This window comes from Blautia schinkii, assembly GCF_013304825.1.
Taxonomy (GTDB): Bacteria; Bacillota; Clostridia; order Lachnospirales; family Lachnospiraceae; genus Blautia_A; species Blautia_A schinkii_B.
Genome location: NZ_JAAWUO010000007.1, coordinates 15,807 through 36,732, shown reverse-complemented (window position 1 = coordinate 36,732; position 20,926 = coordinate 15,807). Strand labels below are relative to the sequence as shown.

Sequence of the window (20,926 nt, the reverse complement as noted above, 5' to 3'; positions counted from 1 at the left end):
TGCTCGAATAATGTTGGAAAAGGCAGAAAAAAGGCAGAAAAAAGGCAGAAAAAACAGGAAATTGCAACAGAATCAGAAATTATGAAATTTTTGAAAAAAAGTGTTGACATATAGAAACCACTTTGCTATACTATCACTTGTCGCGAGGGAGAAAATAAAAAATCCCAAGGAAATGCGGTCATGCGGAAGTGTCGGAACTGGCAGACGAGCAAGACTAAGGATCTTGTGAGCATTGCGCTCGTGTGGGTTCAAGTCCCATCTTCCGCATTGGAAATTTCCAATGAAATGCGATATGCGGAAGTGTCGGAACTGGCAGACGAGCAAGACTAAGGATCTTGTGAGCATTGCGCTCGTGTGGGTTCAAGTCCCATCTTCCGCATGACTTTAAGGCAGAGCTGCGAATAGCAGCTCTGTTTTTGGCTATACAATTATATAAGCGCAGGGCAAATGCCTTACAGTATTTGTGCCCGTTTTATATACAATATAAGAATTTTGGACATCTTCAGTTCGTATCGGACGATAAACCCAATGTTTTTTGAATTTTTTTTGAAAAAAGAGGAATTTGCGATTTTATGTAGAATATAATTAATAGAGGGTATTTTTGTCGCCGCTGTTTGTCAGACTGTGGAGGAAATGCTTATGAATATCAGGGAGAGCATGGAACTAAGAGAACAAGAGCTTTTAAGCCCATTTGCTTCTCACAGCACAGATACCAGAGGCCGGGACAGACCGGAAGAGGAATGCGATGTGCGGACTGCGTACCAGAGAGACAGAGACAGAATTCTTCACTGCAAGGCTTTTCGACGCATGAAGGATAAGACACAGGTATTTTTGGCACCTCAGGGAGATCATTACCGGACCCGGCTGACACATACGCTGGAGGTATCCCAGATCGCCCGGACCATTGCTAGGGCACTTCGGTTAAATGAGGACCTGGTAGAAGCTATTGCGCTTGGACATGATCTTGGGCACACGCCCTTCGGACATTCCGGTGAGAAGGCTCTGGAGCAGGTACATCCGGGAGGCTTTGCCCACTATAAACAGAGCGTCCGGGTCGTGGAAATACTGGAGAAGAATGGAAACGGACTGAATCTTACCTGGGAAGTAAGAGATGGGATGAAGAACCACCGCACCAGCGGGAAACCGTCCACGCTGGAAGGACAGGTAGTGCGTTTTTCTGACAAGATTGCCTATATCCATCATGATATGGACGATGCCCAGAGAGCGGGAATTATAACAGAAGATGATATTCCTGTTACAATGAGAACTTTTTTGGGCTATACCACGAGAGAACGGCTGAATACTTTCGTACATAATATTATAGAGAACAGTTTGGATAAGGACAGCATCAGCATGTCGCCAGATGTTTATGAGGCGATGATGGATCTTCGCTCCCTGATGTTCCGGAATGTCTATGAGAATCCGGTGGCTAAAAAGGAAGAAGAGCGGGCAATGAAGATGCTGACTGAATTATATGAATACTATACAGACCATCCGGAAGCCATGCCAGAGGAATACAGGGAACTGGCGAAATGCCGGGGCGTTCCCAAAGAACAGGCTGTATGTGATTACATTTCGGGAATGACAGACCAGTATTCCATGAAGAAATTCAGGGAACTCTACATACCGAAATGCTGGGAGGTCTATTAAATGGAAAAGAGGGATAAATATGCGTTATTCAGATGACATCATAGAAGAGGTCCGGATGAAAAATGATATTGTAGACGTGATATCCCAGTATGTGAAACTGACAAGAAGGGGAAGCACTTATTTTGGACTGTGTCCCTTTCATAATGAGAAGACACCTTCCTTTTCCGTAACACCATCCAAGCAGATGTATTACTGCTTTGGCTGCGGAGCAGGAGGAAACGTATACAATTTTGTCATGGAATATGAGAATTATTCTTTTGGAGAGGCACTTTCCCACCTGGCTGACCGGGCAGGCGTGAAACTTCCGAAGATCGAATATTCTAGGGAAGCAAGAGAAAAAGCAGAACAGCGGGCAACACTTCTGGAGATCAACAAGCTGGCCGCGCAGTATTTTTACTATCAGTTAAGGAGAGAGAGCGGAAAGACAGCCTATGGATATCTTTTAGGCAGGGGGCTTTCCGAGGAGACGATCCGAAAATTCGGTCTTGGATATTCAGATAAGTACAGTGATGATCTGTATAAATATCTCAAGGGCAAAGGATACAGTGATGAACTTCTCCGTGAATCAGGATTGTTTAATGTGGATGAGCGGCGGGGAATGTATGATAAGTTCTGGAACCGTGTGATCTTTCCCATCATGGATGTGAACAACCGTGTGATCGGTTTCGGAGGCCGTGTCATGGGAGAGGGTAAGCCGAAATATCTAAACTCGCCGGAAACGAAGATATTTGACAAGAGCCGTAACCTGTACGGCCTGAATGTGGCAAGGACGACGAGGAAGAATTATCTCATCCTCTGTGAGGGATATATGGATGTGATCGCCATGCACCAGGCGGGCTTTACCAATGCGGTAGCGTCCCTTGGAACAGCACTGACATCCGGGCATGCAAGCCTTGTGAAGCGTTATACCAGGGAAGTGCTTCTTCTGTATGACAGTGACGGTGCAGGTATCCGGGCTGCGCTCCGTGCGATTCCGATCCTTCGGGAGGCGGGTGTGACGTCCAGGGTAGTAAGCCTGAAACCGTGGAAGGATCCGGATGAGTTTATTAAGAATGAAGGGGCGGAGGCGTTTGAAGAGCGGCTTAATCAGGCGACAGACAGTTTTATGTTCCGCGTGCATGTTGCAGAGCAGGATTTTGCAATGGATGCACCGCAGGGACAGAATCAGTTTTTTGAGCGGTGCGCCCAGATGCTTCTGGAACTTTCTGATGAACTGGAGAGGAATCTTTATATAGAAGCAATTGTGAAGGAATATGGCCGTTATGGCGTGGGAACGGAGGATATCCGTAAACGAGTTAATACCCTGGCCATGAAAGGAACACCTGCTGAGAAAAGGATTCAGCCGAAATCCGGAATACCTGAGACAAAGAAGAAGGAATCTGCTGCAGATAAAGCCCAGAAGCTGATGCTGACCTGGCTTGTGAATTATCCTGGGATTTTTGAACAGGTGGAGAAATATATATCACCGTCAGATTTTGTGGTTCCGCTGTATAAGCAGGTTGCCGAGATGCTGTTTGATCAACATAAAGAGGGAGAGATCAATCCCGGTAAACTTCTTAATGCGTTCACAGACAGTGAGGAGCAGAGAGAGGTAGCATCGCTTTTTAACGCAACGATCCATCTGGAGAATGAGGGAGAACAGCAGAGGGCTTTTTCCGATGCACTTCTCCGGATTAAGGAAGAAAGTCTGAAAGAAAAGAACCGTACCTGGAATCCGGCTGATATGGCAGGGCTTCAGGAACTGATAAAAGCAAAAAAAGAACTGGAAGACCTTGGAAGAAAGCGGCAGCAGCTGCATATTTCTTTCAATTAAGGATAAAATATAAACACTATATGGAGGTATAGAGCACCTATGGAAATGAATATGGCAAAATTCAGCGAGAAACTTGTAGAGCTTCTTGAACTTGCAAAAAAGAAAAAGAATGTGCTGGAATATCAGGAGATCAGTGATTTTTTCAAGGATTCCCCACTGGAAGTCGAACAGATGGAGAAGGTTTTTGATTTTCTGGAGGCCAGCGGTGTGGACGTTCTCCGTATCACAGATAACGGTGGTGACGAACTCCTCCTTGATAACGACATAGATATGGAAGGTATGGATGATGAGGAAGAGGTAGAGCTTGATAAGATCGACCTCTCTGTTCCGGAGGGTGTCAGCATTGAGGATCCTGTCCGCATGTACCTGAAAGAGATCGGTAAAGTCAGCCTGTTAAGCGCAGACGAGGAGATTGAGCTTGCGAAGAGAATGGAGAAAGGTGATGAGGCTGCCAAGAAGCGTCTGGCAGAGGCGAACCTTCGTCTTGTTGTCAGCATTGCGAAACGTTATGTAGGACGTGGAATGCTTTTTCTTGACCTGATCCAGGAAGGAAATCTTGGTCTTATCAAGGCTGTTGAGAAATTTGACTACAGAAAAGGCTACAAGTTCAGTACCTATGCGACATGGTGGATCCGTCAGGCCATCACAAGAGCCATCGCTGATCAGGCACGTACCATCCGTATCCCGGTGCATATGGTTGAGACAATCAACAAACTGATCCGCGTTTCACGTCAGCTGCTTCAGGAGCTTGGACGTGAACCTACGCCGGAAGAGATTGCAGAGGAGATGGACATGCCGGTAGACCGTGTACGTGAGATTTTAAAGATCTCCCAGGAGCCGGTGTCTCTGGAAACCCCGATCGGCGAGGAGGAAGACAGCCATCTTGGTGATTTTATCCAGGATGATAATGTTCCGGTTCCGGCAGATGCAGCTGCATTTACACTTCTCAAAGAGCAGCTGGTAGAGGTATTAAGCACGCTGACAGACCGTGAGCAGAAGGTACTCCGTCTTCGTTTCGGACTGGATGACGGTCGTGCCAGAACTCTTGAGGAAGTTGGAAAAGAATTCAACGTTACAAGAGAGCGTATCCGTCAGATCGAGGCGAAAGCTCTGCGTAAACTGCGTCATCCCAGCCGCAGCCGCAAGCTGAAGGATTACCTTGACTAAAAATAATATATCCGCACAACTTTCCATGCGTCTTCTGGCTATTGCCAATATGGTAACAGAAGGAAACCGACTGGCAGACGTAGGATGTGACCATGGCTATCTGTCAATCTATCTTGTCAGTAAGAAGAAAGTACCGTCGGCCATTGCCATGGATGTCCGTCCGGGACCGCTTTCAAGAGCCAGGGAAAATATCTCCCGTTATGGCCTTGAAGACTACATAGAGACCCGTTTAAGCGACGGGCTTATGAAAATGGAGCCGGGAGAGGGAGATTCCCTTGTGATCGCCGGCATGGGCGGTCCTCTGATGGAGAGGATATTAAATGATGGAGTGAAGGTCCGGGAGGGGTTTCAGGAACTGATCCTGCAGCCTCAGTCGGACCTTCCTCATTTCCGGCATTTTCTTGCTGAGATCGGCTGGGAGATCGTAAGCGAGGAAATGATAAAGGAAGATGGGAAATTCTATCCTATGATGAAAGCTGTGCGTAATGAATCCGGGAAAAAAATCTCATATACAGAGGAAGAAGCCTGGTTTGGCCCCCTTCTTCTGAGGGAATGTCATCCTGTTTTGAAGGAATATCTTCTTCGGGAGGCAGCAATCCGTGAAAAAATCCTGGCGGGGCTTTTAAGTGCGCCATCTGAATCTGCGAAAGCCCGCCTTGCTGAAGTAAAGGAGGAAATGGAGCTGATAAAGTCAGCCCTGAAACGATATGAAAGTATATGAACTGATCGAATGGCTGAATGAACATCATCCGCAAAGGTTTGCGGAAGACTGGGATAATGTAGGTCTTCTGGTAGGAGATGACCAGAAAGAAATTTCGCATATTTTTCTTGCACTGGATCTCACAGAGCCTGTCCTTGATGAGGCTGTGAAAACAGGGGCAGACATGATCCTCACTCATCATCCGATGATCTTTTCCGGGATCAAGAAGATCAATAACCATACATTTACGGGAAGAAAGATTTTGCGTCTGATCCGTGAGGATATTCCGTATTTTGCCATGCACACCAATTATGATGTGATCGGTATGGCAGATTTAAGTGCAGATTATCTGAAGCTTCAGGAAACAAAAGTACTCACTGTTACTGATGAGTCCGGGGAACAGCCGGAGGGATTTGGAAGAGTTGGAAAACTGCCGTATCCGATGACTCTCGGAGAATTCGGAACATATGTAAAAAAATGCAACGGACTTCCGGATGTGAGAGTTTATGGAGAGCTTGACCGGAAGATCGAGATGGTGGCGATCTGTACAGGAAGCGGAAAGAGTATGATCCGTGATGTGATGGCAGCAGGAGCGGATGTATATGTGACAGGTGATATTGATTATCATACTGCGATCGATACCATGGCAGAGGGCCTGGCTATTGTAGATGCAGGACATTACGGAACGGAGTATATTTTTGCGGAGGCTATGGCAAAGGAACTGAATGAGGCCTTTCCGGAGCTTAAGACAACTTGCGCCAGCGTGAAAAATCCATATATTGTTTTATAAATATAAGCCTGTGGAGGTGATCGTTATGGAACTGACGATGATTAAAGTGACCATAAACGGAGAGACAAAAGAATATCCCAAGATGACTTCTTATTCCGAGATTGTTAAAGATTATGAGGGTACAACAGAGTATCCGGTAATTCTTGTAACTGAGAACGGAAAGCTCCGTGAGCTGCATAAGAAGGTGAGACATGACTGTACCGTAGGTTTTATCACTGCGAAAGATAGCGCAGGGCGAAAAACATATCGGCGTAGTGCTGTTTTTATCCTTTTGAAAGCGATCTTTGATGTGGCTGGAAAGGAGAATGTGGATCATGTTGTGATTCATTATTCCATCGGAAATGCATTGTATTTTACCATGAAGGGGAGTGCAATACTGAATCAGGAACTGATTGATAAGGTGAAAATGCGGATGCGTGAACTTGTTGACCGGAAGATACCGATCTGTAAACGAAGTGTCAGCACAGATGATGCAATTTCCATGTTCCACAGGCATCATATGTATGATAAGGAGAAGCTGTTCCGTTACCGTCGGGTATCAAAGGTGAATATCTACAGTCTTGAGAATTTTGAGGATTATTTTTACGGATTTATGGCACCGGATACCGGGTATGTGCAGTATTTTGACCTGCAGCTTTATGATGAGGGATTTGTACTGATCCTTCCGCGACAGAAGAGTCCGGATATTCTGGAGCCTTTTGAGCCACAGGATAAGATCTTTCATGTGCAGAAGGAATCAGAAGAGTGGGGAGATAAACTGGAGGTTGCTACAGTTGGAGATCTCAATGACCGGATCACCAGAGAAGGTGTACAGAGTCTGATACTGATCCAGGAAGCTCTTCACGAGGCGAAGATTTCTTCGATTGCGGAGGAAATCCGGCGGAGAGGAAATGTGAAATTTGTGATGATTGCAGGGCCTTCATCTTCCGGAAAAACAAGCTTTTCACACAGATTATCGATTCAGCTTTCAGCACATGGGCTGAGACCACATCCCATTGCTGTGGATAATTATTTTGTGGACCGAAAGCATACGCCGCTGGATGAATTTGGTGAAAAGAATTATGAGTGCCTGGAAGCAATCGATATCAAACAGTTCAATCAGGACATGCTGGATCTTCTTGCAGGAAAAGAAGTGGATCTTCCGACCTTTAATTTTAAGACCGGATTCAGGGAATATAAAGGGGATAAACTGCAGCTTGGAAAGGAAGATATCCTGGTGATCGAGGGAATTCACGGACTCAATGACAAACTGAGTTATGCGCTTCCCAAAGAGAGTAAATTCAAGATTTATATCAGTGCACTGACCCAGTTGAATATTGATGAGCATAACCGTATTCCGACTACAGATGGAAGACTGATTCGAAGAATTGTCCGTGATGCGCGCACACGTGGAACTTCTGCAAAAGAGACCATTGCAAGATGGCCGTCTGTAAGAAGAGGTGAGGAGCAGAACATCTTCCCGTTCCAGGAAGAAGCAGATGTAATGTTCAATTCTGCTCTTGTGTATGAGCTGGCCTGCCTGAAAGTTTATGCAGAACCGCTGCTTTTTGGAATTGACAAAAATGAACCGGAATATCAGGAAGCGAAGAGACTTCTGAAATTCCTGGATTATTTTGTGCCGGTGCCATGTGAGGGAGTTCCGTTTAATTCGCTGCTCAGGGAGTTTATTGGCGGCAGTTGCTTTAATGTATAGGAGGGTTTATGAAAAAGAAAGTACAACTGACAAAACTGGCTCCCAATTGTGGCTGTGCGGCAAAGGTTGGACCGGGGACTTTGGCCGGAGTTCTTGGAAATCTGCCGAAGTTCTGTGATCCAAACCTTCTGGTTGGGACAGATACTTCGGATGACGCCGCCGTTTATAAAGTTTCTGATGATCTGGCAATGATCCAGACACTGGATTTTTTTACTCCTGTAGCAGATGATCCTTATGATTTCGGACAGATCGCAGCAGCCAATGCGTTGAGTGATGTGTACGCTATGGGGGGAGTGCCGAAAACTGCTTTGAATATTGTGGCATTTCCGAAAAATATGGATGTGGAGATCCTTGGAGAAATCCTTCGTGGTGGAGCCGACAAGGTGATGGAAGCAGGAGCAGTTCTTGCAGGCGGACATACTATTCAGGATGATACACCTAAGTACGGGCTTAGCGTAACGGGATTTGTGAATCCGAAGAAATTCTGGAAAAATTACGGGGCGCAGACAGGGGATAAACTGATCCTCACAAAACCGCTTGGTGCAGGAATTATAAATACAGCTATCAAAGCAGACCTGGTATCAGAAGAAGCAAGAACAGCAGTACTTGCCTCCATGAAGTTTTTGAACCGGTCAGCCTGTGAAGCTTTCCGGAAATTTGAGATTCATGCCTGCACAGACATAACAGGATTTGGTCTCGGCGGACACGCCACAGAAATGGCCGCAGCCAGTGACAGGACCATTGTGATAGACACAGAGAAGCTGCCGTTATTTCCGGATGTGGAGATGTATGCGTCCATGGGACTGATTCCGGGAGGAGCCTACAGAAACCGGGAATATGCCAATAAAACCGGAGTGAAAAGTTCAGCAGTGCTCTGGAAAGAAGATGTGGTATTTGATCCACAGACTTCCGGTGGTTTGCTGGCAGCAGTTCCGGAAAAAGATGTCCCATATATTATGGAAGAATTAAATGCAGCAGGTCTGCAGGCTGGGGTAATAGGAGAAGTAACAGACAGACAGGAGTGGACGCTGGAACTTAGATAATCGTGTTGCTGCTCCTAATGGGATGGAAGCGCGGGTGTTCTGAAAAAATTCCGGCTTTACAAGTCTGTATACCTGTGCTAAAATATCAACTGCGCAGCCAGTCCAGGTGATCGCGGCTGAACAGACGAAAGGGTTCAGACGAGGAAAGTCCGGGCTTCACAGGGCAGGATGCCGGATAACGTCCGGTGGAGGCAACTCCCAGACCAGTGCAACAGAAATAAACCGCCCCGTTTATACGAGGTAAGGGTGGAAAGGCAGTGTAAGAGACTACCGCCGCTGTGGTAACAGAGCGGGCACATGTAAACTCCATTCGAAGCAAGACCGAGAAGAAAGCCATACGGCGGCCCGTCGTGCTTTCAGGTAGGTCGCTGGAGCCTTCTGGCAACGGAAGGCCTAGATAGATGATCACTCAACGACATAACCCGGCTTATCGGTCTGACTGCGTATAATAAGCACATTAATTAAAAAGCAGCTGTATTCCATGAATCAATCGAAACTGATTTACAGAATGTCAGCTGCTTTTTTTATACAGTCAATTACTTATTACGTTTTCCTCTATACTTCTCCTCGCAGTACTTACAGCGGTAAATCTCTTTCTCCTCATCTGCAAGAACAAAAATCTGATCCAGTCCCTGCTCGATGGAAGTGATACAACGGGGATTCTTGCATTTGATCACGTTCACTACCTGTTTCGGCAGCTTCAGTTCTTTTTTTGCAACGATCTTCTCATCTTTAATAATGTTTACAGTGATGTTGTGATCGATAAAACCAAGAATATCAAGATCCAGATCCTCGATCGGGCATTCTACTTTGATGATATCTTTTTTGCCCATTTTCTGGCTGCGGGCATTCTTGATGATAGCTACAGTACAATCCAGCTTATCCAGATTCAGGTCATGATAGATAGTCATTGCCTTGCCGGCTTTGATATGATCCAGGACATAACCTTCACGAAGAGCACCTACGTTCAACATGGCAGTTCCACCTCCAGTAATGTAAGAATCAGGGCCATACGGACATAAACACCATACTGGACCTGTTTGAAATAAGCGGCACGCGGATCAGAATCCACTTCAACAGAAATCTCATTAACACGCGGAAGCGGATGAAGGATATACATATCCTTCGGAGCAAGTTCCATCTTCTGTTTATCCAGAACATAGAAATCTTTCATGCGGATATAATCCTCTTCGTTAAAGAAACGCTCCTTCTGAACACGGGTCATGTACAGGATATCAAGAGCTGGAAGTGCGTCCTCGAGACGTTCCTCCTCGACGAACTCGATATTGTTGCGCTTTAGTACATCCTCACGGATATAGCTTGGGATACGAAGCTCTTCCGGAGAGATCAGGACGAATTTTACGTTCTCATAACGCACCAGTGCCTCGATCAGAGAATGGACAGTACGTCCGAATTTCAGATCACCACAGAGACCGATCGTGATATTGTCAAGTCTGCCTTTGAGGGAACGGATAGTTAAAAGATCAGTTAATGTCTGAGTAGGATGCTGGTGGCCACCATCTCCAGCATTGATCACCGGAATATTGGATGCCATAGAAGCTACAAGCGGAGCACCTTCCTTCGGGTGACGCATAGCACAGATATCTGCATAGCAGGAAACAACGCGAATGGTATCGGCAACACTCTCGCCCTTAGATGCTGAGCTGGAATCGGCAGAAGAAAAACCAAGAACCTTTCCTCCGAGATTCATCATGGCTGCCTCGAAACTTAAACGTGTACGTGTACTTGGTTCATAAAACAGTGTCGCAAGCCTTTTATCATCACAGGTGTGCGCATACTTTTTAGGATTTTTCCCGATATCATCGGCGAGATTCAGAAGCTTCTCAAGCTCTTCAACCGAGAAATCCAACGGACTCATTAAATGTCTCATGTTGTACCTCCAATTATTTACTGGAAAATCAGATTCCCTTCCAGATATCATAATATATAAACGTGAGTTTTTCAAGATGATTTCCGAGGATTTTGTCGAAGAAGCCATTCAAAGAAAAGACCGGTGATGAACCACAGAGGTGCATAGTCCAGTCGGATCACGCCTTTATATTGCAGCGGAACATGAGAATAATCCCAGGGGCAGATATGAAGTTTCCGGTAAAAAGAACCGCTTAGGAATTCCACCAGAAAAATCCCGCAGCTGTAGAAAACTCCGCGTATCATAACCGGAAAACGGGCAAGCTTATGATAGGCAGGGCGGATGACAGCGGCCAGACCGTACACCGGAAACATCAGAAGAGATGTTTTTCCCATCATGGTAAAGTGACCGGTAAAAAGAGAGTGCAGTCCGGTCCAGATGATTTCCAGGCACCAGCCTGTAAAACCGCACAGAAAAAAATCCTTCTTTTGCATACCAAAACCTCTTCTCGTAAGCAAATTTTTCACACACATTTAACATGGAAAAGCATCTTTAATAGTATCCCCTGCCTTGAAAAAAATATACGTGTGGTTTATAATGAACGAAACACACGCGGAAGGAGAAACAGACAATGAATTATGAAGAAAGTCGCGCCTATATCAGAGCCGCAGAACTGAAGAAAGGCATCGTTCTGGGACTGGATAATATGAGGGAGCTGATGAGGCGTCTTGGTGATCCGCAGGATGAACTGAAATATGTTCATGTAGCAGGAACCAACGGAAAAGGGTCTGTGATCGCATATCTGTATTCCGCTTTATCAGGTGCAGGCTACCGGGTCGGAAGATATATTTCACCGGCTGTCTATTCCTACAGAGAGAGGATGGAAGTAAACGGAGAGCCTGTCAGCAGAGAGAAATTTGCAGCATATGTGACAAGGATCGCGGAAGTGATCGATGACATTGTGAAGGAAGGCAAACCGCATCCATCAGTATTTGAAATTGAAACAGCAGCCGCATTTCTTTATTTTCAGGATGAGAAATGCGATATTGTATTAATGGAAGTTGGCATGGGCGGCGATCTGGACGCCACCAACATAATCCGTACGACAGTTCTTTCCATTCTGGTATCTATCAGTATGGATCATACGGCATTTCTTGGAAATACCCTGAGTGAAATCGCAGAGAAAAAAGCCGGCATTATCAAGCCGGACAGTCATATGGTAACAGTGAAGCAGCAGCCGGAAGCAGAAGCTGTGATCAGAAGAATATGTGAGGAACAGAATGTACCATACGAGGTGGCTGACCGGGATGACGCGGAAGTTCTGGAAGCATCTATGACAGGACAGACTTTTCTTTATAAAGGAGAGAAGTACACGATATCCCTGGCAGGTGCATACCAGAAGGAGAATGCGGTGGCAGCACTCCGGGCACTGGAGATCCTGAATGAGCAGGGATATCCCACAACACAGGAGCAGAGGCAGGATGGCCTGAAACGCACCACTTGGCCTGGAAGATTCGCACTTCTTGGAACGAAGCCGGATTTTGTTGTTGACGGAGCACATAACCCTGCTGCGGCAGATATGCTGGCAGCATCTGTTGAGAGGTATTTTAAAGGCAGAAGGATTATCTACATCATGGGAATGTTTCGTGACAAGGATTACCGCAAAGTCATCCGGAAAACAGAGAAGTACGCAGATACCATTCTGACTATCGCGGCACCTGATAATCCCAGAGCACTGTCCCCCGGGGAGCTGGCAGATGCAGTGAGGGAGTTCCATTCGGATGTAAGGTCATATGATGATATTGAATCGGCAGTGGCAGAGGCTTATCATCTGGCAGGAACAGAGGGTGTGATCATTGCTTTTGGTTCTCTGGCATTTTTGGGAGACCTTACAGAAATTATCAAGAAACATAACGGAGGAAATAATGACTGATTTGGAAAGATACAGAGACGAGATCGATGAGATTGACAGCGAGATCGTGCGTCTCTTTGAAAAACGAATGAAGGTGAGTGAAGAAGTCGCTGAATATAAGATCAAGACAGGCAAGCAGGTTCTGGACCCGGTTCGTGAGAGTCAGAAGATCCACACACTGAAAGAAAAGGCGCACGGAGAGTTCAACAGTCTTGGCGTGCAGGAGCTTTTTCGCCAGATCATGGCAATCAGCCGCAAGAGACAGTACCAGCTTCTGACAGAGCACGGAATTTACGGAGAGCGTAATTTCACAACTGTAAAGCACGTTCCTCTTGAGAATGCCACAGTTGTTTTTCAGGGCGTGGAAGGTGCATACAGCTATGCAGCAATGCGTCAGTACTTTGGTAAAAAGATTGAAAGCTACCATGTAAAAACATGGCGTACAGCCATGGAGGATGTAACTAACGGAAAGGCAGACTACGCAGTGCTTCCTATTGAGAATTCCACCGCAGGTATTGTGGCTGATATCTACGATCTTCTCATGGAATATAAGCTCTATATCGTAGGCGAGCAGATCATTCGTGTGGATCATGTGCTTCTTGGGCTTCCGGATGCAGAACTTGGTGATATTACAAAGGTTTGCTCCCATCCCCAGGGACTTGCACAGTGCAAGGCATTTCTGGAGGAGCATTCATCCTGGAAAAAGAAAGCAGTGGAGAACACCGCAGGAGCAGCCAAGATGGTCAGTGAGACAGGTGACAAGAGCGTTGCAGCTATCGCAAGCCGTGAAGCAGGTGAGGTGTTCGGCCTGAAAGTCCTGGCAGAAAACATTTGCAGGGAAAAAGCGAACTCCACACGTTTCATCATTGTAAGCAGAAAGCCGGAATATGAGGAAAAAGCCGGAAAGATCAGTATCTGTTTTGAACTGCCTCATGAAAGCGGAACTCTTTACAATATGCTTTCCCACATTATTTACAACGGACTGAACATGACAAAGATCGAGTCCCGTCCGATTCCCGGAAAATCCTGGGAATACCGATTCTTTGTTGATTTTACGGGAAGACTTGGTGAGAGTGCAGTGGAGAATGCGTTAAGAGGAATCGAAGCGGAGGCGAATGTGCTTCGCGTACTTGGAAATTATTAAGATACAGAGGAGTTAGATTATTATGTTGGCAAGAATTCAGGAATGTATCCTTTACCGTGATTTTTCAGACGGTGAGATACTGGACAATATGGCGGAGATTATCAATCTTTATGAGTCCGATGAGGAAGCTCTCAGGGCAAAAGCGAATCAGTTTTTTCAGTGTGTGAACGGACTGGTGGAACTGGCAGGAATGTACGGATTTTCCGGAAATATCTGGCATACATATCTTACGTTCCTTCTGGTAAATCATGAAAATGCATTCAGTATGGCAAGTGAGATTCGCGGAGCCATCAAAGGCAGCATCAATGACCTTGCAAAAAATGATTTCCGGATATTCAAAGAGCTGTACGATTTCGACATCACTGTTTTTGACAAAGTATTTGGAACCGCATGCTGCAGGGTAATCTGTGATTATCAGACACCGGATGAGAACAGCAAGCTCTTTAATACAAGGATCCGTGACCGTATCTGCCAGATGAGCAAGACACTGGCAGCAGCTTCCACAACTGAGGAATTCATGGATGATATGATTGCTTTTTATAAGGATTTTGGTGTAGGTAAGCTTGGTCTTCACAAGGCATTCCGTATCGGACATGATGAGGATGGCAAGGTAGAGATCCAGCCGATCACAAGAATTGCACATGTGAAGATCGATGATCTGGTAGGCTACGAGATCGCAAAAAAGAAACTTATCGATAATACAGAGGCTTTTGTCCAGGGAAGAAAGGCGAACAACTGTCTGCTTTTCGGTGATGCAGGAACCGGTAAATCTTCCAGCATCAAGGGTATCCTGAATCAGTATTATGATCAGGGACTTCGTATTATTGAGGCCTACAAGCATCAGTTCCAGGATCTCAATGAGGTGATCGCCCAGATCAAGAACCGTAATTACCGTTTTATTATTTACATGGATGATCTTTCCTTTGAGGAATTTGAGATCGAGTATAAATATCTGAAAGCAGTAATCGAGGGCGGACTTGAGAAGAAACCGGATAATGTCCTGATCTATGCAACGAGCAACAGACGTAATCTTGTACGCGAGCGCGCAACTGACAAGCTGGAGATCGCAGATGACAATGATCTGCATTCCTCTGATACAGTACAGGAGAAGCTTTCCCTTGTATACCGTTTTGGTGTCCGCATCTACTTTGGAAAGCCGGATAAGAAGCAGTTTCAGGAAATCGTCCGGACACTGGCAGCCCGTTATGGAGTTACCATGCCGGAAGATGAGCTTCTTCTTAAGGCAAACCAGTGGGAAATTTCTCACGGAGGCCTGACAGGACGTGCTGCGCAGCAGTTTATAGATTATATTGTGGGAACAGAGGAAGAAAAAAAGAAATAGTCCACCCGTGTTGGGGGAAAGGATGATGAACTATGGCTGTGACAACCTTTGCGGCAATTGATATAGGATCCTATGAAGTCAGCATGAAGATATTTGAAATGTCCAGGAGAATCGGCTTCAGGGAAATTAATGATGTCCGTTACCAGCTGGAGCTGGGACGGGGAACATATGCAGCAGGACGTCTGGAGATGGAGACTGTAGACGAGCTGTGCGAGATTTTGAATGATTTTAAACGCATGATGGCAGACTTTGGGGTGGAAAGCTGGCGTGCGTGTGCAACAAGTTCGCTCCGCGAGCTTAAGAATCCGACGATCATTCTGGAGCAGATATATCAGAGAACAGGTATAAGGGTGGAGATCTTAAGCAATGCGGAACAGCATTTTCTCGGATATAAATCCATTGCAGCTATTGAATCCGGCTTCAAAAAAGCTATTCAGAAAGGCACAGCAATCCTGGATATCGGAGGTGGAAACCTGCAGGTATCACTATTTGATAAGGACGCATTGGTGCTGACGCAGAGTATTCGTATGGGAAGCCTTCGTATCCGACAGCGGCTGAAAGACCTGGAGAAAACAACTCCACATTATGACAGGCTGGTAGAGGAATTTATCCGCAACGATCTCATGAGCTTTCAGAGACTTTATCTGAAGGACAAAGAAATCTCCAATCTGATCCTGATGGGGGATTTTCTCACAGATACCATATTCCAGGAGAAATCCGGGGAAAATATAATCACAAAGACGGAGTTTCTGAAGAAGTATGACTCCATCGTAAATATGTCAGATTATGATCTTGCGGATTCTATGGGGCTGGAGCCGGAATATGCTTCCCTGATCATTCCGAATATGGTCATCATCCGTAATTTTATAGAACTTTTTCAGGCAGAAGCTTTGTGGATACCTGGAGTTTCCCTTTTAGATGGAATTGCTTACGATTATTCGGAAAAAAACAAATATCTGAAAAGTGCCCACAATTTCGAAAATGATATCCTGGTAGCTTCCAGAAACATTGCCAGACGCTATTCCAGCGGAAAGAATCATCTTACAGGAACCTGTGACCTGGCACTGGATATTTTTGACAGCACAAAAAAGATTCACGGCATGGGAAAAAGAGAGCGACTTCTCCTGCAGATCTCAGTGATCCTTCATGACTGCGGAAAATATATCAGTATGACGGATGTGGCAGAATATTCATACCAGATCATTATGGCAACGGAGATCATCGGGCTTTCCACTGAGGAGCGTCAGGTGATTGCCAGTGTGGTGAGGTATAATACAAAGGAGTTTGGCTGCTATGAGGAGATCAACAGAGAGACTGCCATGAGCCGGGAAGAGTATCTTCTGACTGCCAAGCTGGCGGCAATTTTGAGGCTGGCTAATGCTATGGACAGAAGCCACTACCAGAAGGTAAAGGCTCTCAATGTGAAGCTGAAGGACAGAACCCTTTATCTGATCATAGATTCTGTGAAAGATGTTTCCCTAGAACTTGGCTTGTTGAAAGATAAGACGGAATTTTTTGAGTCAGTGTTCGGAATCCGGCTTGTAATGAAGCGGAAAGGCAGAGCATAACGGAGGAGGTTTTGGGTATGAAATTTAAAGAATTTGAAAAACCGGAATATTTTGTAAACAGGGAATTAAGCTGGATCAAGTTTGATGACAGAGTTTTAAGTGAGGCCAGGGACAAAAGTCTGCCTCTCTTTGAGAGACTGAAATTTTTAAGCATCACATCCTCCAATCTGGACGAGTTCTACATGGTCCGTGTGGCATCCCTGAAAGATCAGGTTCATGCAGGATATAAGAAAACAGACATTGCAGGAATGACATCAAAGGAACAGCTGAAGGCCATCAGCCAGCAGACCCACGACCTGGTTCATGTGCAGTACAGTACATTAAACAGGTCTCTGGTTCCTGCCCTGGAGAAAGCAGGGCTTCATGTGATTTTTGAACATGAGGCATTTTCCGAGAAACAGAAAGAGTTCGTGGATCAGTATTTTGAGGATAATGTATATCCGGTCCTCACGCCGATGGCTATGGACTCATCCAGACCGTTTCCTCTGATCCGAAATAAGACACTGAACATCGGAGCACTCCTTTCCAAAAAAGATACAAAAAAAGGCAAAGAAGAGATTGATTTTGCTACAGTGCAGGTTCCTTCCGTACTTCCGAGAGTGGTAATCATCCCTTCTGAGAAGAAAGGCCATACAACAGTGACTCTTCTGGAGCAGATCATCGAACGAAACATTGATAAGCTGTTTTTGAGCTATGATGTGATCTGTGCGCATCCATACAGAATTATGCGTAATGCAGATCTTTCCATTGATGAGGATGAGGCTGAGGATCTTCTGGTGGAAATTCAGAAACAGCTGAAAAAACGTCAGTGGGGTGAGGTGATCCGTCTGGAAGTGGAAGATAAGATGGACTCCAGACTTCTGGATATCCTGAAAATGGAATTTCAGGTTCATGGAGATGATATCTTCTTTATCAATGGACCGCTGGATCTTACCATGCTGATGAAGGTTTACGGCATTGACGGCTACGATCAGTTCAAAGAGCCGAAATATAAACCTGCAGCAGTGCCTGCATTCCAGAATGATAAAGATATTTTTCAGGTGATCCGTGAGGGCGATGTGTTTCTTCATCATCCGTATATGAGTTTTGATCCTGTGGTAAATTTTGTGCGCCAGGCAGCAAAAGATCCGGATGTGTTGGCAATCAAGCAGACACTTTACCGTGTCAGCGGCAATTCCCCTATTATTGCGGCACTTGCACAGGCAGCTGAGAATGGCAAGCAGGTTTCCGTTCTGGTAGAACTGAAAGCACGTTTTGATGAGGAGAATAATATCGTCTGGGCGAAGATGCTGGAGAAAGCAGGCTGCCATGTAATCTATGGTCTGGTCGGCCTGAAGACCCACAGCAAGATTACCCTGGTGGTGCGCAGAGAAGAGAATGGAATTCGCAGATATGTGCATCTTGCAACCGGAAACTATAATGATTCCACAGCGAAGCTTTATACAGACTGCGGTATTTTTACCTGTGATGAGCGGTTCGGTGAGGATGCAACAGCTGTATTTAATATGCTTTCCGGATATTCAGAGCCGAAACGCTGGAACAAGCTGATCGTTGCGCCGATCTGGATGAAAGACCGTTTTGTAAAGATGATCGAGAGAGAGGCAGAGCATGCGAAGAACGGAGAGGAAGCTCATATTGTGGCAAAGATGAATTCTCTCTGTGATCCTGTGATCATGGCTGCTTTGTATTATGCTTCTTCCTGTGGAGTGAAGATCGATCTTCTGGTGAGAGGTATTTGTTGCTTGAAAGTGGGAATCCCGGGCATCAGCGAAAATATCCATGTGCGTTCTATTGTCGGCAATTTCCTGGAACACAGCCGGATCTTTTATTTTAAGAATGGTGGAGCAGATGAAATCTACATGGGCAGCGCAGACTGGATGCCACGTAACCTTGATCGTCGTGTGGAGATCGTTTTTCCTGTGGAAGATGAGGCCATCAAGGAAGAGATCCTACATGTGCTGGATCTGGAATTCCGCGATAATGTAAAGGCTCATATCCTGCAGCCTTCCGGAAACTATGAGAAGCAGGATAAAAGAGGTAAAACCCTGGTAAATTCCCAGATGGAATTCTGCCGCGAAGCTACAGAGAGGGCAAAGGCTGTAAAGAAAGAGAAAAAAGAAAAGAAGAGAGTCTTTGTTCCGGCCGAACCTGCGGAGGATGTGGAAGAATGAAAAAATAAGAACGATATGTGCTTGAATGCCGGACCGTATTGTGCTATACTGTGAGCATCATACGAGAAGGGAGGATAGATTTTATGACAGACAGAGAAATGCTGGAGATGCTAGTTGAAGGCCAGAAGCAGATATTTCTACGTTTGGACGGTGTTGACAGCAGGTTGGACGGCATTGATAATCGATTAGATGGCATTGATAATCGATTAGACGGCATTGATGTAAGACTTGATGGAATTGACAGAGAATTGCTTGCTATCAAAAATCGTCAGGATACACTGGAGGGACGTCAGAGATTGCTGGAGAAGAAATTTGACCATCTGGTTAATGTAGACATTAAGCATCTGAAAGACACGCAGGATACTATTGTAGTGCTGCTGCAGGCGAAAGGCATAATTCCGCAGATACAGGAATCTATCCACGTCTAAGCAGAAATCGTACATAAGAGAAATAATCAGATAAGATACATAAAGAAAAGGACAGTGATATCATATACACTTACATATGATACCGCTGTCCTTTATTAGATAATAAAGCTACATCAATAACATTTCTTACAAGCTCCATACCCGGCGGCTTCTGCCTGGGAACGGGTCATCTCTGTGGCATTATCAGGATTCATATTTCCGCAGTTTGGAATCCTGTGATATTTGCTTCCTGTAGCAGAAATCCATACCATATCCCCGACTGGCTCCGGATCAGCCTGAACATTTGCAGAAGAATCTGCGCCAGCCGCAGCATCAGAAATATAATCGGAACTGGCTGAACTGCTGCTGCCATAAGCAGAGGAAGGCTGCGTACCGATATCTGTCTCATCTCCGGCTGAATAATCATTACAGGGATTCTGGTTCCATTGGATATCGTTTCCGTCGCTGACAGCAATGACAGTGCCCTGCTCATCCGTCCGGAATACCTGGATTCCCATATCAGAGAGTTTATCCATAGTATCCTTATGAGGATGTCCGTAAGAGTTTCCTGCGCCGCAGCTGATCACTGCATATTCAGGAACTGTCTGCTGAAGAAGATCCCAGGTAGTGGCAGTAGCAGAGCCATGATGTCCTGGAACGATCACGTCACAGGAAAGATCAAGGCCAAGATCACAGATAGCTTCCTCACCGGCAGATTCAGCATCCCCTGTAAAAAGAAAATGATTACTTCCGTTTTCCAGTCGGATAGCAACAGAATTGTCATTATCATTGCTGCTGATGGACTGAGGAGAAAGAACTGTAAACTTACCGCTTCCAAAAGAAAAATCCGTACCAGGATCAGGATGCTGGACGTTAAGTCCCTGGGAAGAAACCTCGTTTTCAAAAGACTGATAGATCTTTGTATCCTGCACATAATCCGCACCGATCACATTTTTTACGGAAAAATTGTCCAGGCATCCAACGAGTCCGGCTACGTGATCCTCATCGTAATGAGACGAGATCATATAGTCAATAGTGGAAACATTTTGCTTCTGCAGATAGGAAACAACGAAACTGGAATGTCCCCGGTCGCCTCCGTCATACAGAAGATTTTCTCCCTGGGACTGAACCAGAATAGAAAGTCCCTGTCCCACGTCCAGAAAATGAACAGCCATTGTCGTGTCAGCAGAAGCGGCCTCAGCTGTATAAGCAGCAGAGGGAACTCCTGCGGCTGTCAGCAGAATAAGCAGCAGCGAAAGCAAAAATGTCTGCAGCTTTCTGCGAAAAGAAAGTTTGTGATGCATGAGAAGTCACCCCTTATCTGAAGTATTTTTACAAAAAAATTATAAAACAGAAGAGAAAAAAATGCAAAAAATAATCAGAACACATATTCTGATGACATTTTTGATGATACTCTTGTTTTTCATCACTTCCAGAACAATGAAAAAAGCAGTTAGAATAAGGTTTCTAACTGCTTCTACGCAATAGCCAGTACGGGAATCGAACCCGTGTTTCCGCCGTGAGAGGGCGGCGTCTTAGCCCCTTGACCAACTGGCCATATTCATTATTTATTGTCGTTTGATTGCGACCTTTGTTGTTTCCCTCAACCGACTTCGTTAGTATATAACACTTTCTTTCAAAATGCAAGTACTTTTT

17 protein-coding genes, 3 tRNA genes and 1 other RNA gene are annotated in these 20,926 nt (G+C 45.4%); 16 read left to right on the top strand and 5 right to left on the bottom strand.

From position 1 onward, the window contains the following. Nucleotides 1–182: 182 nt before the first annotated feature. The 10 genes from HFM85_RS06865 (at nt 183) to rnpB (ending at nt 9,302) form a co-directional block, all read left to right on the top strand. Nucleotides 183–267, top strand: a tRNA-Leu gene (locus HFM85_RS06865). Nucleotides 268–294: 27 nt separating this feature from the next. Beyond that, a tRNA-Leu gene (locus HFM85_RS06860) sits at nt 295–379 on the top strand. Nucleotides 380–639: 260 nt separating this feature from the next. Beyond that, entirely contained in the window at nt 640–1,650 is a 1,011-nt protein-coding gene (locus HFM85_RS06855; RefSeq protein WP_173737615.1) for a deoxyguanosinetriphosphate triphosphohydrolase, read from the top strand. Between the two features lie 19 nt (nt 1,651–1,669). Beyond that, entirely contained in the window at nt 1,670–3,463 is a 1,794-nt protein-coding gene (gene dnaG, locus HFM85_RS06850) for a DNA primase (protein ID WP_173737616.1), read from the top strand. Between the two features lie 39 nt (nt 3,464–3,502). After that, complete coding sequence (gene rpoD, locus HFM85_RS06845; protein WP_173737617.1) at nt 3,503–4,630, top strand: RNA polymerase sigma factor RpoD; 1,128 nt, start codon at nt 3,503–3,505, stop codon at nt 4,628–4,630. Then, entirely contained in the window at nt 4,623–5,351 is a 729-nt protein-coding gene (locus HFM85_RS06840; protein ID WP_243873832.1) for a tRNA (adenine(22)-N(1))-methyltransferase, read from the top strand. Before rpoD ends, HFM85_RS06840 begins: the two co-directional genes overlap by 8 nt. Further along, on the top strand, nt 5,338–6,120 hold the full coding sequence (locus HFM85_RS06835; protein WP_173737618.1) for a Nif3-like dinuclear metal center hexameric protein: 783 nt from the start codon (nt 5,338–5,340) through the stop codon (nt 6,118–6,120). Before HFM85_RS06840 ends, HFM85_RS06835 begins: the two co-directional genes overlap by 14 nt. 25 nt (nt 6,121–6,145) lie before the next feature. Beyond that, nucleotides 6,146–7,813, top strand: coding sequence for a nucleoside kinase (locus tag HFM85_RS06830; protein WP_173737619.1), 1,668 nt, complete (start codon nt 6,146–6,148; stop codon nt 7,811–7,813). An 8-nt stretch (nt 7,814–7,821) separates the two neighbouring features. Then, nucleotides 7,822–8,856, top strand: coding sequence for a selenide, water dikinase SelD (gene selD, locus HFM85_RS06825; protein WP_173737620.1), 1,035 nt, complete (start codon nt 7,822–7,824; stop codon nt 8,854–8,856). A 94-nt stretch (nt 8,857–8,950) separates the two neighbouring features. After that, nucleotides 8,951–9,302: RNase P RNA component class A (gene rnpB / locus HFM85_RS06820), an RNA gene on the top strand. Between the two features lie 90 nt (nt 9,303–9,392). On the opposite strand, the gene HFM85_RS06815 is transcribed toward rnpB, so the two are convergent. The 3 genes from HFM85_RS06815 to HFM85_RS06805 all read right to left on the bottom strand — a co-directional run bounded on the left by HFM85_RS06815 (nt 9,393) and on the right by HFM85_RS06805 (nt 11,220). Beyond that, on the bottom strand, nt 9,393–9,830 hold the full coding sequence (locus HFM85_RS06815) for an aspartate carbamoyltransferase regulatory subunit (protein ID WP_173737621.1): 438 nt from the start codon (nt 9,828–9,830) through the stop codon (nt 9,393–9,395). Beyond that, entirely contained in the window at nt 9,824–10,747 is a 924-nt protein-coding gene (pyrB, locus tag HFM85_RS06810; protein WP_173737622.1) for an aspartate carbamoyltransferase, read from the bottom strand. Before pyrB ends, HFM85_RS06815 begins: the two co-directional genes overlap by 7 nt. 71 nt (nt 10,748–10,818) lie before the next feature. After that, nucleotides 10,819–11,220 (bottom strand): putative ABC transporter permease, encoded by a 402-nt coding sequence (locus HFM85_RS06805; RefSeq protein ID WP_119240172.1) that lies wholly within the window; start codon nt 11,218–11,220, stop codon nt 10,819–10,821. Nucleotides 11,221–11,357: 137 nt separating this feature from the next. On the opposite strand from HFM85_RS06805, the gene HFM85_RS06800 reads away from it, so the two are divergent. From HFM85_RS06800 to HFM85_RS06775, 6 genes are all read left to right on the top strand, one after another. After that, nucleotides 11,358–12,659, top strand: a complete 1,302-nt coding sequence (locus HFM85_RS06800; protein ID WP_173737623.1) for a bifunctional folylpolyglutamate synthase/dihydrofolate synthase — start codon at nt 11,358–11,360, stop codon at nt 12,657–12,659. Then, on the top strand, nt 12,652–13,782 hold the full coding sequence (gene pheA / locus HFM85_RS06795) for a prephenate dehydratase (protein ID WP_173737624.1): 1,131 nt from the start codon (nt 12,652–12,654) through the stop codon (nt 13,780–13,782). The genes HFM85_RS06800 and pheA overlap by 8 nt, the downstream gene beginning before the upstream one ends. 25 nt (nt 13,783–13,807) lie before the next feature. After that, nucleotides 13,808–15,124 carry an ATP-binding protein gene (locus tag HFM85_RS06790; protein ID WP_173737643.1) on the top strand — a complete coding sequence of 439 codons (1,317 nt, stop codon included), beginning with the start codon at nt 13,808–13,810 and terminating at the stop codon, nt 15,122–15,124. A gap of 32 nt (nt 15,125–15,156) precedes the next feature. Beyond that, nucleotides 15,157–16,692 carry a Ppx/GppA phosphatase family protein gene (locus HFM85_RS06785; RefSeq protein ID WP_173737625.1) on the top strand — a complete coding sequence of 512 codons (1,536 nt, stop codon included), beginning with the start codon at nt 15,157–15,159 and terminating at the stop codon, nt 16,690–16,692. Nucleotides 16,693–16,709: 17 nt separating this feature from the next. After that, the gene (locus HFM85_RS06780) at nt 16,710–18,863 is read left to right on the top strand and encodes an RNA degradosome polyphosphate kinase (RefSeq protein WP_173737626.1); all 2,154 of its coding nucleotides are present in this window, start codon (nt 16,710–16,712) and stop codon (nt 18,861–18,863) included. Nucleotides 18,864–18,946: 83 nt separating this feature from the next. Further along, entirely contained in the window at nt 18,947–19,291 is a 345-nt protein-coding gene (locus tag HFM85_RS06775; RefSeq protein WP_173737627.1) for a hypothetical protein, read from the top strand. 113 nt (nt 19,292–19,404) lie between these two features. Here the strand turns inward: HFM85_RS06775 and HFM85_RS06770 are convergent, their stop codons facing one another. Both HFM85_RS06770 and HFM85_RS06765 read right to left on the bottom strand, forming a co-directional pair. Further along, nucleotides 19,405–20,574: a ComEC/Rec2 family competence protein gene (locus HFM85_RS06770; protein WP_173737628.1), complete on the bottom strand. Its 1,170-nt coding sequence runs from the start codon at nt 20,572–20,574 to the stop codon at nt 19,405–19,407. Nucleotides 20,575–20,755: 181 nt separating this feature from the next. Beyond that, a tRNA-Glu gene (locus HFM85_RS06765) sits at nt 20,756–20,827 on the bottom strand. Nucleotides 20,828–20,926 lie beyond the last annotated feature (99 nt).

Excerpts from the sequence above, each read along its gene's own strand:
- HFM85_RS06805 (WP_119240172.1), bottom strand. The coding sequence starts at position 11,220 with ATGCAAAAGAAGGATTTTTTTCTGTGCGGTTTTACAGGCTGGTGCCTG.
- rpoD (WP_173737617.1), top strand. The coding sequence starts at position 3,503 with ATGGAAATGAATATGGCAAAATTCAGCGAGAAACTTGTAGAGCTTCTT.
- dnaG (WP_173737616.1), top strand. The coding sequence starts at position 1,670 with ATGCGTTATTCAGATGACATCATAGAAGAGGTCCGGATGAAAAATGAT.
- HFM85_RS06815 (WP_173737621.1), bottom strand. The coding sequence starts at position 9,830 with ATGTTGAACGTAGGTGCTCTTCGTGAAGGTTATGTCCTGGATCATATC.
- HFM85_RS06855 (WP_173737615.1), top strand. The coding sequence starts at position 640 with ATGAATATCAGGGAGAGCATGGAACTAAGAGAACAAGAGCTTTTAAGC.
- selD (WP_173737620.1), top strand. The coding sequence starts at position 7,822 with ATGAAAAAGAAAGTACAACTGACAAAACTGGCTCCCAATTGTGGCTGT.
- pheA (WP_173737624.1), top strand. The coding sequence starts at position 12,652 with ATGACTGATTTGGAAAGATACAGAGACGAGATCGATGAGATTGACAGC.
- HFM85_RS06800 (WP_173737623.1), top strand. The coding sequence starts at position 11,358 with ATGAATTATGAAGAAAGTCGCGCCTATATCAGAGCCGCAGAACTGAAG.
- HFM85_RS06770 (WP_173737628.1), bottom strand. The coding sequence starts at position 20,574 with ATGCATCACAAACTTTCTTTTCGCAGAAAGCTGCAGACATTTTTGCTT.
- HFM85_RS06780 (WP_173737626.1), top strand. The coding sequence starts at position 16,710 with ATGAAATTTAAAGAATTTGAAAAACCGGAATATTTTGTAAACAGGGAA.
- HFM85_RS06775 (WP_173737627.1), top strand. The coding sequence starts at position 18,947 with ATGACAGACAGAGAAATGCTGGAGATGCTAGTTGAAGGCCAGAAGCAG.
- HFM85_RS06785 (WP_173737625.1), top strand. The coding sequence starts at position 15,157 with ATGGCTGTGACAACCTTTGCGGCAATTGATATAGGATCCTATGAAGTC.
- pyrB (WP_173737622.1), bottom strand. The coding sequence starts at position 10,747 with ATGAGACATTTAATGAGTCCGTTGGATTTCTCGGTTGAAGAGCTTGAG.
- HFM85_RS06835 (WP_173737618.1), top strand. The coding sequence starts at position 5,338 with ATGAAAGTATATGAACTGATCGAATGGCTGAATGAACATCATCCGCAA.
- HFM85_RS06830 (WP_173737619.1), top strand. The coding sequence starts at position 6,146 with ATGGAACTGACGATGATTAAAGTGACCATAAACGGAGAGACAAAAGAA.